General features: G+C 69.4%; 13 protein-coding genes. 5 read left to right on the top strand and 8 right to left on the bottom strand.

Going from position 1 to position 13,905, the window contains the following annotated elements; translation table 11 throughout:
• Window positions 1-105: 105 nt before the first annotated feature.
• Together CU254_RS17525 and CU254_RS17520 are read right to left on the bottom strand one after the other, a co-directional pair.
• Entirely contained in the window at window positions 106-1,914 is a 1,809-nt protein-coding gene (locus CU254_RS17525; RefSeq protein ID WP_009077933.1) for a 6-bladed beta-propeller, read from the bottom strand.
• A 57-nt stretch (window positions 1,915-1,971) separates the two neighbouring features.
• On the bottom strand, window positions 1,972-2,763 hold the full coding sequence (locus CU254_RS17520; RefSeq protein WP_199841140.1) for a class I SAM-dependent methyltransferase: 792 nt from the start codon (window positions 2,761-2,763) through the stop codon (window positions 1,972-1,974).
• A gap of 169 nt (window positions 2,764-2,932) precedes the next feature.
• Between CU254_RS17520 and CU254_RS17515 the strand changes: the two genes are divergently transcribed.
• Window positions 2,933-4,174, top strand: coding sequence for an amidohydrolase family protein (locus tag CU254_RS17515; RefSeq protein WP_009077930.1), 1,242 nt, complete (start codon window positions 2,933-2,935; stop codon window positions 4,172-4,174).
• Window positions 4,175-4,306: 132 nt separating this feature from the next.
• On the opposite strand, the gene CU254_RS17510 is transcribed toward CU254_RS17515, so the two are convergent.
• The 3 genes from CU254_RS17510 to CU254_RS17500 all read right to left on the bottom strand — a co-directional run bounded on the left by CU254_RS17510 (window position 4,307) and on the right by CU254_RS17500 (window position 7,179).
• Window positions 4,307-5,089, bottom strand: a complete 783-nt coding sequence (locus CU254_RS17510) for an ABC transporter permease (RefSeq protein ID WP_009077928.1) — start codon at window positions 5,087-5,089, stop codon at window positions 4,307-4,309.
• 139 nt (window positions 5,090-5,228) lie between these two features.
• The gene (locus CU254_RS17505; RefSeq protein ID WP_009077925.1) at window positions 5,229-6,179 is read right to left on the bottom strand and encodes a daunorubicin resistance protein DrrA family ABC transporter ATP-binding protein; all 951 of its coding nucleotides are present in this window, start codon (window positions 6,177-6,179) and stop codon (window positions 5,229-5,231) included.
• A gap of 238 nt (window positions 6,180-6,417) precedes the next feature.
• On the bottom strand, window positions 6,418-7,179 hold the full coding sequence (locus CU254_RS17500) for a VOC family protein (RefSeq protein ID WP_037713983.1): 762 nt from the start codon (window positions 7,177-7,179) through the stop codon (window positions 6,418-6,420).
• A 233-nt stretch (window positions 7,180-7,412) separates the two neighbouring features.
• Between CU254_RS17500 and CU254_RS17495 the strand changes: the two genes are divergently transcribed.
• On the top strand, window positions 7,413-8,267 hold the full coding sequence (locus CU254_RS17495; RefSeq protein ID WP_234392876.1) for an SUMF1/EgtB/PvdO family nonheme iron enzyme: 855 nt from the start codon (window positions 7,413-7,415) through the stop codon (window positions 8,265-8,267).
• 86 nt (window positions 8,268-8,353) lie between these two features.
• Here the strand turns inward: CU254_RS17495 and CU254_RS17490 are convergent, their stop codons facing one another.
• Entirely contained in the window at window positions 8,354-8,701 is a 348-nt protein-coding gene (locus CU254_RS17490; RefSeq protein WP_009077920.1) for an iron chaperone, read from the bottom strand.
• Window positions 8,702-9,048: 347 nt separating this feature from the next.
• Between CU254_RS17490 and CU254_RS17485 the strand changes: the two genes are divergently transcribed.
• Entirely contained in the window at window positions 9,049-9,930 is an 882-nt protein-coding gene (locus CU254_RS17485; protein WP_100266816.1) for an oxygenase MpaB family protein, read from the top strand.
• Between the two features lie 167 nt (window positions 9,931-10,097).
• Here CU254_RS17485 and CU254_RS17480 read toward each other — a convergent pair whose 3' ends face one another.
• Window positions 10,098-11,246 carry a glycosyltransferase gene (locus CU254_RS17480; protein WP_009077915.1) on the bottom strand — a complete coding sequence of 383 codons (1,149 nt, stop codon included), beginning with the start codon at window positions 11,244-11,246 and terminating at the stop codon, window positions 10,098-10,100.
• Window positions 11,247-11,320: 74 nt separating this feature from the next.
• On the opposite strand from CU254_RS17480, the gene CU254_RS42715 reads away from it, so the two are divergent.
• Window positions 11,321-12,295, top strand: coding sequence for an SRPBCC domain-containing protein (locus CU254_RS42715; RefSeq protein ID WP_009077913.1), 975 nt, complete (start codon window positions 11,321-11,323; stop codon window positions 12,293-12,295).
• Window positions 12,295-13,290: a methyltransferase gene (locus CU254_RS17470; protein ID WP_037717411.1), complete on the top strand. Its 996-nt coding sequence runs from the start codon at window positions 12,295-12,297 to the stop codon at window positions 13,288-13,290. Before CU254_RS42715 ends, CU254_RS17470 begins: the two co-directional genes overlap by 1 nt.
• 25 nt (window positions 13,291-13,315) lie before the next feature.
• On the opposite strand, the gene CU254_RS17465 is transcribed toward CU254_RS17470, so the two are convergent.
• Window positions 13,316-13,582, bottom strand: a complete 267-nt coding sequence (locus CU254_RS17465; RefSeq protein ID WP_009077910.1) for a MoaD/ThiS family protein — start codon at window positions 13,580-13,582, stop codon at window positions 13,316-13,318.
• Window positions 13,583-13,905 lie beyond the last annotated feature (323 nt).

Below are 13,905 nucleotides of genomic sequence, written 5' to 3'. Positions count from 1 at the left end.
GACAGACGGAGAAATCAGCATCGCGCCCGCACCGGAACGGATCTCGCTGCCTTGACACGCCTCGGCTGCGGGAGCCCATCCGGCTCCCGGCGACGCCGCGGTGCTTCACCACGGCATGTCGTATACCTGGATCCGGTCGTTGGTCGGGATGGCGACGAGGATCCGCTTTCCGTCCTCGTCGATGGCGACGCAGCCCGCGGTCTGGCCCTCGACGGTGTGCACCTGTTGCAGTTTCCCGTTGGGGTCGAAGATCTGCACCCGGTCGTTCCCGGGATCGGTCACGACGATGTGCTGGCCGCTGCGGTCCGCGGCCACCGCCTGCGGCGCCCGGAAGTTTCCTTCTTCGGTTCCCTCGGTGCCGATCCTGAACTCGAACCGGCCGCCGGAGTCGAATACCTGGACGTGATGGTGCCTGCCGTCGACGGCCGCGATCCGGTCGTCGGCCAGGACGGCGACGCTGATCTGGAAGCCGTTGAACTGGCCGTCCCCGTCGCCGGTCTCCCCGAACTGGAACAGGAACCGCCCGGTCGGGTCGAAGACCTGGATCAGGCTGCTTCCGCCGTCGCCCACGATGATGCGGCCCTGGGAGTCGACCGCGATCCCCGACGGGTTGCTGAACTTGCCCTCGCCCGCACCGAGACCGCCGAACCCGAACAGGTACTCCCCCTCGCGGGAGAACACCTGCACCCGCCGGTTTCCCTGGTCGACGACGTAGATCGAGTCGTTCGGGCCGGCAGCCACCTCGTACGGGAAATGAAGCTCGCCTGGTCCGGTGCCCAGCGAACCGATGGCCCGGACCAGGACACCGTCGGCATCGAGGACGACGACGCGACTGCTGCGGGTGTCGGACACGACGATGTTCCGCTGCGAATCGACATCGATGCCCATCGGGAAATTGAGCGGGCTCTCCCCGAGCGCGCGCACGGACGGCCGCCGCGTGCGCCCGAAACCGGCCAGGAACCGTCCGTCGGGGCTGAACAGCTGCACGCGGTCGTTGCCCGAGTCCGCGACCACGATGTTGTCGTTGGCGTCCACCGCCACGTGGAACGGCTGGTTCAGCTCACCGTCTCCCGCGCCCAGTCCGCCGAACTGGCGCAGGTACCTGCCAGCCGGGTCGAAGACCTGTACCCGGTTGTTCCCGCAGTCGGCGACGATGATGTCGTCGCGGCTGTTGACCGCCACGCCGAACGCGAAGTTCAGCTCGCCGTCGCCGGATCCGAGCTGCCCGAAATCGAAGAGGTGCTCGCCCGCGGAATTGAAGACCGCGACGCGGTTGTTCGCTTGGTCGGCGACAACGATGCGGCCCTTGCTGTCGGCCGCCACGCCGAGCGGGGAGCTCAGCTCCCCGGGACCCGACCCCAGAGGGCCGAAACCGAATTGGAACGCGCCGGTCGAGTCGTAGATCTTCACCTGGTTGCGGGGAAGCTGGGGTTCCAGATGCGGATTGCGGCTCGCGTTGTCGGTGATGATGACGCGGTTCTGGTTGTCGACCGCGATGCCGCATTCGCTGATGAGGTCTTCCTCGGCCCAGCCCACCCCGCCGAACAGGCCCAGGTATCGCCCGTCGATGTCGTAGATCTTGACCCGATGGGCGTCGAGGACCACGACCCGGCCGTCGCGGTCGATCGCGGAGTCCAGGGGGAAAAGCCAGTCCTCGTCGACGCGGCCGCGGGACCCGCCATCCGGCGGCCGCTGGCCGGCCGCGCTCCCTTGCTGGAGATCCGCCCCGGGCGTGCCGAGGAAGTTCCGGAAAAGGAACGGCTCGTCCGAGGACTCCGCCAGGTCGCCGTCCGGACGGAACACCTGGACGTCCGGGGGCCGGGCTCCGCCGTCGATCACGACGATGTTGCCCTCGCGGTCGACCGAGACTCCCTGCGGATTGAGGAATTCACCTGGTAGAACGCGTCTGCGCATCTCGGTCCCCTCGAACCTAGTCGCCCGGAGCAGCCTCAGCTCCCTGACTCTACTTAATTAATAGATAGTGTCAACGCCGACGAGATCGAGCTCGTTCGCGGCCGGGCACCTCGCTTCCGGCCGGACGCCGACGAAAAGGCCTCGCGGCGTCGCTGGCCCCGGCACGTACTCCGTCCGCAGCCCCGCGGCCGCGAGCGCGCCGGCGTACTGATCCTTGCGAAACAGCGACAACACGTCCGTGGCAGTGAACTCCCTGATCCCCGCGGCGTCGCCGACCAGGTACTTGGCCGTGATGCACATCGACGACTCGCCCGTCCGCACGGAGTGCGACACCCGGGCGACGGAACGGCGGTCGTCCCGTACCGCCTCGGCCATGAGGTAGCCGTCGATGAAGGTCTCGGGGAACCACCACGGGTCCAGCACGAGCACGCCTCCCGGCACCAGGTGCTCCGCCATGCGCCGGACCGCGCCGCGAAGCTGCGCCTCGTCAGCCATGTAGCCGATCGGGCCGTGCATGCAGCACACGGCGTCGAACGAGCGGCCGAGCCGGAACCGGCGCATGTCGGCGGCGTGGATGGGGACGGACGGGAGCTTCCGCTGGGCCACCCGGCGCATCGGCGGCGCCGGCTCGACCCCCTCGACGCGGTCGAAGGCCGCACGAAACCTCTCGAGATGCGTGCCGGTCCCGCATCCCACGTCCAGCAGCGACTTCGCCCCGGGGAACCTCGCCCGGACCTGCCGCACCACTTCGGCCGCCTCGCCGTCGTAGTTCTTCCTCTCGCAGTTGAAGATCAGGTCGTAGACCTCGGCGAGTTCGTCGCCGTACGTCGGCACGCGGTACGACGTCACGGGGCCTCCTGTCGCTGGCCGGCATCGGAGATCGGCGGCACGTCCGCAGCGGCGGCAGTGCACCTCCGGCGAAGGCTGACTTCTGACGGTTGCTATCAAAGTATATAGCGTCTAGCGTGGATCGCGGATGATCAGCGCCGCTCGGCGCCGGAGCATTGGCGGGCCAACCATGACCATCGTCGATCCGAAGAACGCGTGGCGGACGGCCACGCCCGGCCACGCCGGGTGGGAACGGACGGCCGCCCCGGACGACCCGGACAAGTACTTCATCGTGTCGACCGACACCCACCACACCGAGCCGCCCGGGTTCCTCGACGCCATCGAACCAGAGTTCGCGCACCGGTGCCCGCGGATCGAGTCCGCCGAGAACGGCGCGGAGTTCCTGGTCAGCGAAGGCAGCAAACCGTACTTGGTGAAGCCGGGGCGCCGGGCGCGAGGCCGCCAGGACAGGATGGGAGAAGACGACCGGCTCCGGTTCGACCGGTACCGGTCCGGGATCTCCATCGAGCAGCGGCTCGCCGACGCCGCCCTCGACGGGATCAGCGCCGAGGTGATCTTCCCCAACTACGGGCTCCTGTGCTGGGCAACCCCGGATCCGGCGTTCCAGATGGCCATGTGCCGCGCCTACAACCGCTGGTCCTTCGACTACTTCGGGCCGCATTTCGGGCGGCTCAACCCGGCTGCGTTGCTCGGCGGCGCGGCCGTGGAGGCGTCCGTCGCCGAAGCGGCCTGGGCTGCCGAGCGCGGTTACCGCAGCGTCGCGATGCCCGCCCAGCCGATTTTCGGGCTCGCGAACGCGGAGCGGCTGAGCTACAACGATCCAGGCTACGAGCCGCTGTGGGCCGCGCTCGAAGAGCTCGGCCTGCCGATCGTTTTCCACGTCGCCACCGGACGCGACGCCCAGGCCGTGCGCGGCGGCGGCGGAGCGGTGATCAACTACGTCTGCCACGCGATGCCGACGACACTCGAACCGATCGTCACCCTCATCGCGTCAGGCGTGTTCGAACGCCACCCCGATCTGCGGTGCGGCACCGTCGAAGCCGGCGTGGGATGGGTGCCCTGGGTGCTCGAGACCATGGACTACGCCTTTGCGGCGCACCACTTCTGGGTGCGGCCGGCCCTCGCCGAACGGCCGAGCGAGTACTACCGGCGGAACTGCTTCTCGACCTTCGTGGAAGACCACGTCGGACTTCGGCTCGTGGAGGAGCTGAATCTCGCCGACAACTTCATGTGGTCGAACGACTATCCGCACCACGAGGGAACCTGGCCCCACTCGGCCGAGGCCATCGAACGCGGGATGGCGTCGCTCAGCGAGACGACGCGGGCGAAGGTGCTCGGCCTGAACGCCGCGCGGATCTTCAAACTCGAGGTTCCCGAGTCATCCCGCCTCGCGGAGAGTGCCGGCGAGTAACTCAGTCCCCGGTACGTGCTGCGCCCCATTTCCGATCGCACGTACTCGTGGAGCCGCTGGTGGGCACGAGCCTCCCGCCGTGAGCCGCAGCGACTTGCGAAGTGCGGTCTTCCCGGCGACCCCGCCCGCGCTTCAGCGCGAAAGCCGCCGGTAGGCGCGCGCCGACAGCGGAACGAAGATCGCCAGCAGCACCGCGGGCCACCCGACCGCGAGCAGCAGCGGGTAGTCCGCGAGCGGGCCGGACGTGATACCGCTCGGGTTCCCGAACAGATCGCGGCAAGCAGCCGCCGTCGCCGACACGGGGTTCCACTGCGCGAGGAACCCCAGCCACGCGGGCATCGACTCCGGCGAGACGAACACCCCCGACAGGAACCCGACGGGCCAGACGAGGATCTGCACGGCCATCAGCGCTCCCTCGCCGCGGAGCGTCAGGCCCAGGTAGATCCCCAGCCAGAGCATCGCGAACCGCAGCCACAGCAGCAGCGCCGCGGCGGCCAGCACGGCTCCGGCCGATCCGCTGACCCGCCAGCCGATCAGCAGCCCGCCCGCCATGAGCACCGCGAGCTCGACGGCCGACCTGAGCAGGTCGGCCGCTGATCGTCCGAGCGGCACGGCGACGCCGGACATCGGCAGCGACCGGAAGCGGTCCGTGATCCCCTTCTTCGTTTCGTTCGTGATCGCGCCCATCGTCGCTTCGATCCCGAAAAGCATCGAGAGCGCGAGCATCCCGGGCAGGAGGTACGGCAGGTAGCCGCCGCCGCCGGGAAGACCGATCGCGCCGCCGAGCAGGAACCCGAACATCAGCAGCAGCATGATCGAGAACAAGATGCCGACGATCAGCGGCGACGGATCGCGCTGCCAGAGCTTGAGTTCGCGGAGGGTGATCACCCAGGCGTGCCTCAATGCGGTAGTCACCGGACGGCTCCTTCTCCGGCTGCGGCTTCGGAATCGGACGGCGGCGTCGGCGCCGCATCCCGTCTCGCGTGTTCGCGCGCGGTCAACGGCGGGCGAAGAGCCGGCGCGGCGGGGCGGCGCCGGGTGACGCGGCGGGCGTTCATCGCTTCGCCCCCGCCGACTCCGCCGACGGTTCGGTGAGGTGGAGGAACACCTCGTCGAGGGTCGGGCGGCGCAGGAGGATGTCGTCGACCTCGATGCCCGCCGCGTCCAGCTCGCGAACCGCGGAGATCAGATCCGCGGCGCGGTCCGCCGTCCCGCCTTCGACGACGAGCTGGAGCTGCTCCGGATCCGCGCGGCCGCCGAGGACCTCCTCCATCCGGGCAAGGTCCGCGGGCGTCCGCGCGGTGACGATCACGCGGTCGCCGCCGAGGTCGCCCTTGAGCTGAGCGGACGTCCCCTCGGCGATCACCCGGCCCGCGCCGAGGATGGCGATGCGGTCGGCGAGCTGGTCGGCCTCGTCGAGGTACTGGGTGGTGAGCAGCACGGTCGTGCCCGCGGCGGCCGCCCGGCGCACCGTCTCCCACACCTCGTTGCGCCCGCGCGGATCGAGGCCGGTCGTCGGTTCGTCGAGGAACAACAGCCGCGGCCGGGTCATCAGGCTCGCCGCGATGTCGAGACGCCGGCGCATCCCGCCCGAGTACGTCGACACTTTGCGGTCGGCGGCATCGGCCAGCCCGAACGCGTCGAGCTGCTCGCCGGCGCGCTGCCGGGCGGCCCGCTTGGAGAGGCCGTGCAGCCTCCCGAACAGCACGAGGTTCTCGCGGCCGAAAAGCTTGTCGTCGAGCGCCGTCGCCTGCCCGACGAGGCCGATCGCCTCCCTGACCCGGCGCGGCGACCGGCGGACGTCGTGGCCCGCGACCGTGACCTCCCCCTCGTCGTGGCGCGTGAGCGTCGCGAAGACGTTGACCGCCGTGGTCTTGCCCGCCCCGTTCGGGCCGAGCAGGGCGTGGATGGCTCCGGGCGCGATCTCGAGGTCGAGTCCGTCAAGGGCTTGGGTGTCGCCGTATCGCTTGCGGACTCCGCGAGCGACGAGTGTTGGCGTCGTCATCCCACTCCGATCCTGTACCGGCTGTTCGGTTTCGCAGTTCGGCTCCATCAGCCTCGGCCCGGGTCTTCCGCGGCTGTTCGTTCCTCACCGCCGGACCCTCGCGTCGACACTTCAGATAAAGATAGCAACTCGTGTTCCGGCGACCGGCCGGGCATCCGGCAGACCCGGTGCACCGCTTCGGTGTCGTCGTCAGCGTTTTCGGCCTGCGCGGGCAAGAACGTCGCGAGGAAAGCGGTCCTCAGTTGCCCGTCGGCGCCTGCACGACCGAAAACGCGCCGCCCCAAGGATCCTCGAGCACCGCGAGACGCCCGACATGGGTGTCCACCCGGCCCGCCGTCACCTTGCCGCCCGCTGCCTCGGCCTTGGCGGCGGTTTCCTCGACGGACCCCGTCGCGAAGCAGACGAGCCATCCCCGGGGCAGGCCGGACTCCCGCCCGCCCACGCCGCCGGCCGGACTGCCGTCGACGGCGAAGGTCGCGTGGCCTTCGCCGTCGGAAGCTTTGTCGAAGGTGTGCCCGAAGACCGCCGAGTAGAACTTCCGCGCGGACACCGGGTCTTCGAGGATCGCCTCGTTCCAGATCAGGGAGCCGGGCTCGTTGTAGAGCCGGACGCCGGTGCGCTCCCCTGCCTGCCACACGCCGAGGCCGCTGCCGTCGGAGTCCAAGGCGATCAGCATCTTGCCGATCGGGCCGAGGTCCATCGGCTCCACCACTACCGAACCGCCCGCCTGCCGGATGCGCTCGGCCGCGGCCTCGACGTCGTCGGCGGCGAGGTAGGTCGTCCACGCCGGCGAATCCTCCGGGGTCGACAGCGGGGCGAAACCGCACACCTGCTCGCCGTTCTTCGTCGCCAGGTGGTACGTGGCGAACTCGGCTCCGCTGTCTTCGAACTCCCAGCCGAACAGGCTCCCGTAGAAGTCCTCGGCGGCTTTGACGTCGGAAGCGCCGTAGTCGATCCAGCACGGGGTGCCGTTCGGCCACGGGGTGCTTCGTGTGGGCATCTTTCCTCCTCTTGTTCGCCATGCACGGGGCAGACAGTGCCCAGCCACCTTAGGGACGGCTGCCCGCTCTGGCAACTTGAGAAATATCTAGAATATTCTCGTCACCGGGCGCGCCGGCGCCACCGGATCCGGCTGTCCGGAAAAGCATCGAGGAATGCGTCGGAGCCCGGGATCGAAATCGGCGCCGCCGCGGGAAAGCGTCCGGCACGGCAAGGAGGAACGCGGTGGGCGAAATGGTCTCGATCCCGGCCGGAAGTTTCCTTCAGGGCAGCCCTCCGTGGGTCCTGCGCTGGCTGGACGAGTCCGATCAGCCGCTGCCGCCGGAATGGTTCGGCGACGAGACGCCGCAGGTCTCCCGCCGCCTCCCGCCCTACCGGATCGATCGCCGTCCCGTCACGGTCGCCGAATTCGCCGAGTTCGTCCGTGCCACCGGATACCGCACGGACGCCGAGTCCCGCGGGTACGGCATGCTGTACGACCGCGGCTGGACGGAACGCGAGGGGGTCGACTGGCGCGCGCCCGCCGGTCCCGGCTCCGGAACGGCGGGGCGCGAGAATCACCCGGTGGTGAACGTTTCCTGGGACGACGCCTCGGCGTACGCGGCGTGGACGGGCAAACGGCTGCCCACGGAGCCCGAATGGGAATACGCGGCGCGCGGCGCCGGGTTCCGGATCTGGCCGTGGGGGAATCGCTGGAATCCCGGCCTGGCCAACACGGCCGAGTACTACGGCGAGAAGATGACCACGTTGGCCGAGTGGCGGAAATGGTGGGCGACGGTCGGCGAGAGCCGCGCCGACCTGCCGTTGACGACTCCGGTCGGAGCTTTCTCCCCCGCGGGCGACAGCGTGTTCGGGTGCGCCGACATGGCCGGCAACGTGTACGAGTGGACGGCCACTGTGTCGGAGCCGTACGCCGACACGGCCCGTTTCGATCCGGCGATCCGCCCGGCGATGGGAAACTACCGCGTCATCCGCGGCGGTTCGTGGATGAACTTCCGTTATCAGGTGCGGTGTTGCGAACGCCTGCACGGCGATCCGCTCGGATGGTCGAACTTCGCGCTCGGTTTCCGGTGCGCGCACAGCGCCTGAACCCTCCGCCGCGCCGCCGGTGAAGCTCTCGCCGGGCGTCCGCGGGAAATCCCGGGGAACGAGCGCGCGGCCCGCTCCCCTCGCCCTCACACGCCGAAGTCTTTCCGGGATGCCTGGGCGAGCCGTCCGACGAGATCGTCCGGAATAGGCCGGCGCACCGAAAAAGTGACGCCGTTCTTGGTCGCCTTGAGGCCGGCCTCGGCGATGTCGTCGGAGAGCGCCGTGATGGCACCGGGCGCCACGTAGAGTCCGCATTGCCGGCTGAACGCCCCGTAACCCGCGACGATGGAGCCGTCCACCTCGAACCCGGGCATGTTGTACTTCATGACTTCCTGCGCGTCCGGAAGGGTTTTCGCGAGCTGCGCGCGCACCTGCTCCAGAAGCGGGCGGAGATCCTCCGGAGACTTGGCGATGTACGCGTCGTGATCCGACATGGTGCACGATTCCTCTCGGCCGACAGTGCTGTTCAACTGCTATTTCAGTGCCATTTCGCGAATTTCAGCGAGGCGGACGCCCTCCACTCTGGCGTGAACCAGCGTGACGCACAAGCCAGCGGGACCGTCGGCACCGGTGTCCTACCCGACCGGGGGCACCGAACACCTTCGCCCTCCGCGCCCGTCTTCGCTTATTCGCCTTGCCCGCCATCGCCACAAAGTCACTTAAGAATCATATGGTATTCTCGGCGTCGTCTCACGGCTGGGGGTTCGACGGAAGCCGCCGGTGGCCGGGCGGGCCGGGGCCAGCCGCGTCGAATCGGCGAAGCACTCGACGGGATCCTGTGATGACGAGCTTGAAACGGTTTCAGGACGGCAATTCCCGGCTGGCCGGCGGAGGTGCGCACGCCGAAGCGGGGCGCACCGGCGACCGGCCGGCGTTCGACGATTCCTCGGCGATCCGGAAGGTCGCCTGCGAGAGCTTGCTCATCATCGGCTGCGGACGCGCCACCGTCCTACAGAACGCCCACCCCGGGATCGCACAGGGCACCGAAGCGCACAGCAGTTTCGCCAGGAACCCTCTCCGCCGCCTCCACCACACGATGATCTTTCTGTACGGCGTGGTCTTCGGCACCCCCGAGGAGGCGAGCAGAGTAAGCCGCACCGTGGTCGCCCTGCACCGGAAAGTCGCCGGTCCGGGCTACTCCGCCGACGACCCGGCCTTGCAGGTCTGGGTCGCCGCGACCATGTACGACACTGCCATCACGCTCTACGAAGGCGCATTCGGTCCTCTCCCGCCCGCCGAGGCCGACGAGTGCTACCAGCAGTACAGCGCGCTCGCCACGGCGATCGGCTGCCCGCGCGAGGCATGGCCGGCGTCGCGGCAGGATTTCGCCTCGTACTGGCAGAGCATGATCGCCACCATGCGCATCGACGACGCGTCCCGCGAGATCGCGCGAGAGTTGCTCTACCCCTCGCGCTTGCCGGTCGCCTGGCGGATCGCCGTCCCCCTGCACCGTTTCGTCACCATCGGGCTGCTGCCGGAACCGATCAGGGACGGCCTCGGCTACTCGTGGACCCCAAGGAATGCCAGGATCCTGCGGTACGGGCTCCGGCTGCTCGCGGTGTTCTACCCGCGGCTGCCCCGGAAGCTCCGGCACGCGCCGATGAAGACCTACGTCGGCATCATCCGCCGCCGGGTCGGCGATCGCCGGAAACTCCGGACCTGAGCACGCTGCCCGACCTCGGCACAGGCGCCGTCCGAGGGAACAGCGTATTGCTGCCGCCCGGACGACGGTCGGGTCGACGAGGTTCTCGGCAACGGCGACGCCGAATCGACCGCTTTCGCTTTCCGGACGGGCAGAAGGTCGGTCACGACACGTCCGGGCGCACGGGATCAGCCCATCAGGCCGGTCAGCCGCGCCGCGACAGTCGCCGGCGTCGGGAGGGCGGCCACCTCCGCCCGCACCTCGGCCGTCGCCCGCTTGAAGGTGTCGTCGGCCAGCAGGCGGTTTAGCTGCTCCGCGGTGACCTCGGACGGAGTCGTCGAGATCCCGAGGCCCCGGTCCTGCACCGCGTCGCCCATGATCTTGCCGCCAGGGTCGCCTTCGCTGCGGACGACCATCTGCGGGACGCCGGCGTCGATTGCCGTCATGATCGAGCCGCCGCCGCCGTGGTGCACGACCGCGGCGCAGGTGCGGAACAGTTCGGTGTACGGGAACCACCCGTCCAGCGACCGCACGTTGGGCGGAACCGAGCCCAGCCGGTCGGTGACGTCCATGCCCAGCGCGATCACGAAGTCGGCGTCGACCTCCGCCGCCGCTTCGATCACCGGTTCGAGCGCGCCGAGGCCGTAGAACTCGGCCGAGAACCCCGATCCGAGCGTGACCGCCACCCGCGGCCTCGCGGGTTTGCCGGGCAGTTCGCTGCCCAGCACCCCGCCCCCGTTGTACGGCCGCCCGCCCAGGAACCATCCCTCGGCCGGCACGCTCAGCATGCTCGGCGGGATCACCTCGAGCGTCATCAGCGGCGGGCGCAGCTGCGGGATCTCGTACTTGGCGCACAGGTCGCCGAGCAGTGCCGCGGTGGCCGGATGCGTGTCGCCCGTGCTCAGGATCGCTATGTTTTGCTGTACCGAAGGAATGCCGAGCCGCGCGGCGACCATCGGCCCCACCGTGGCGGTCTGCTCGTAGACCACGAGATCGGGGCGCCACCGGTCGGCCAGCTCGACCGTGCCGGGAACCAGCGGGCGGTTGACGGCGGCGAACATCGGGGCGCGCGGCGCGATCGTCATCCCGGGGGCGAACGTGACGTTCCAGACGTTCGCGAAGAACGCGGGATCGTCCCGCAGGACCGCGCTGGTCACGGCGATCGAGTCGTAGCCGGGAGCCACGTCGACCACCGGAAGCCCCGCGGCCGCGGCGACCTGGCCGTGCTCGGCCAGCGCGACGAGCACCTCGTGGCCCGCCGCCCGGAACGCCTGGGCCAGCGGCACGACGGGCAGGAAGTGGCCGACAGCGGGCACGGAAGTGACCAGGATCCGCATGCGGTCAACCTAGCTCATCGCTTGACTAACGTATAGTGGGACGCTAGCTTTTTGCGAATGACAAAGGCGACGACGTGAGGCGGCCGGACCTCTCGGACCGGACGTTCGAGGCCGCCGTCGTCCATGACGCCGACGCCTCGCCCGATGCCGTCTTCCGTGCCTGGACCAGCGGGTTCGACGAGTGGTTCGCCGAACCGGGCGCCCTCTGGATGAAGGCCGAGCCGGGCGTCCCGTACTTCTTCGAGACCTTCCACCTGGGAGCACGGCACCCGCACTACGGGCGGATCCTCGCGCACGAGGCGAACCGGCTGCTCGAGATGACCTGGCTCAACGAGGCCGGCACGCACGGCGTGGAGACCGTGCTGCGGGTCGAGATCGCGCCGCGCGGCGACGGTTCCCGCCTGCGCCTGACCCACGCCGGTTTCCGCGACGAGAAGACGAGTGCCGAGCACGGCGAGGCGTGGGAGTTCCTGCTCCGCGACCGGCTCGACCCGTTGCTGGCCCGATCCCGCGAAGGGGACAAGATGACCGCCTCGGTACGGCAGCAGGAGTACGAGCTCCTCTTCGACGCCTTCGACCGCGACCACGACGGGCAGATCGGGCAGCTCGACCTCGACCTTCTCGTCCAGCGCTGGTGCGCGGCCCTGCAGGTGCCGCCCGGCCACCCGGCGTGGAACCAGATCACGCACAAGGCGAACCGGCTGTGGCAGGACCTGATCGGCCACTTCGACGAAAACGGCGACAAGCGGGTCAGCAAGCAGGAATGGGTGGATTCGCACGAGCAGCCCGGCTTCGTCGAAAAGGCCGCCGCGCCATGGGCGATCGGCGTTTTCGACATCGGCGACCCGGACCGCGAAGGCCGCGTCTCCCTGCAGAGGTGGATGACCTGCCAGACGGTGACCGGCTGGGACCAGGCGGAAAGCCTGGAGATGTTCCAGCAACTCGACGACGACCACGACGGCTACGTGCAGCGCGACAAGTTCGTCGCGTACATCGAGGAGTTCTACAGCACCACCGAGAACCGGTGGTGGTCCCAGCAGCGGGCCTGATGAACGCCGCCGACCAGTCCGCGCTGTTCCTCGTCTCGGAGGCGATGAGCTACACCTACGCGGCCGCCCTGCGGGCCGCCGCGGTTCTCGGAGTAGCCGACCACCTGGCGGACGACGCTCGCGACGCGGACACCCTCGCCGAGGCGACCGGGTGCGACGCCGCGGGGTTGCGCCGCGTCCTGCGCCTGCTCGTGGCCCGGGGCATCGTGTCGCCGGATGGCCCGGACCGCTTCCGGCTCACCGCCGCGGGCTCCGCGCTGCGCCGCGACGTCCCGGGGTCGGTCCGGGAGGCGATCCTGATGCTCACCGACGACATGTTCTGGCGGACAAGCCACGTCGTGGGCGACACGCTCCGGACGCGGTCGCCGTCGTTCGAGGCCGTCTTCGGCAGCACCGTAGACGACTACTTCGGCTCAGACCCCGCGAAGGCGGCCCTTTTCTACGCGGGGATGGAAGCCGTGTCCGCCGCCGAGAACCGCCTGATCGCCCGCGCTTGCGAATTGCCCGGCTCCGGCACGGTGGCGGACATCGGCGGCCGCTACGGCGGATTTCTGCACGCCGTGCTGGATGCCAATCCTTCGCTGCGGGGCATCCTGTTCGACCGGCCGGACGAGGTGGTCAAGCACCAGCCGCTCCGCGGGCGGGTCGAGGTCGTGGCGGGCGACTTCTTCGAGTCGGTTCCGCCGGCCGACGTGTACCTGCTGAAGCGGATCATCCACAATTGGGACGACGACCAGAGCGTGCGGATCCTCTCCACCTGCCGGCGGTCCCTCCGGCCGGGCGGACGGGTGCTCGTCATCGACGCGTTCGTGCCGCCGGGCGACGAACCGCACGACAGCAAAGCGATGGACTTCATGATGCTGGGCGCGCTCTCCGGGCGGGAGCGCACCGCGGCCGAACTCGAGCCGCTCGTCACCCGGGCGGGGTTGCGGCTGTCCCACGTCGTGCCCACCGGAACGCCGCTGTCCGTCGCGGTGACCGAGGCGACCGAGTGACGTAGACCGACGACCGGCGCGAGACCTATCCCCCGGCCATCGGCGCGATCAGGATGACGGTGCTGCCGGCAGGCACGACGGTCGCGGCGCGTTGCTTCCGGGGCACCAGCTGGTCGTTCACGGACACGTTGACGAACTGCAACGGCTGGCCGTCTGGCGCCAGCACCCGCTCCCGGCAGTCGGGGCGTTGTGCGACAAATCGCCGGAGGACGTCGTACAGCGGCCCCTCCTCGACCTCGAACTGTGAGCGCCGATCCGCCGTCCACACCGACGGGACCACTATCGTCACCACTGCGAACCTCCTCAGTCGTCGTGCGCCCGCTCGCCGCGTCGCGCCGGGAAGCGGAAGCCGTCGCACCGTCAGCCGACCCGGCTCATACTATAATTTTTTCTAGTTACCCGCACGGCCGTCCTCCCCTTGCCGAGCGACCGGCGCCTCCTCCTGCGACGCGCGAGGGTGCGCGGCGTCGCGACTCGCCGCGGCGTGCGGCAATTCGCCGACGGAGTTAGGGTGTCTCCGCAAGAGGAGTGAAATTCGATTCCGCCGGCAAACCACAACGCACGGAGAGGGCGGAAGCTTCTGTGCCGCTATTCGGGACAGAAGCCGGTCAGCCT

Origin of the sequence: Amycolatopsis sp. AA4 (assembly GCF_002796545.1) — a bacterium.
In the GTDB taxonomy this organism is placed as follows: Bacteria; Actinomycetota; Actinomycetes; order Mycobacteriales; family Pseudonocardiaceae; genus Amycolatopsis.
The sequence above is the reverse complement of the archived record's forward strand: the minus strand, read 5'-3'. Positions and strand labels throughout refer to the sequence as shown.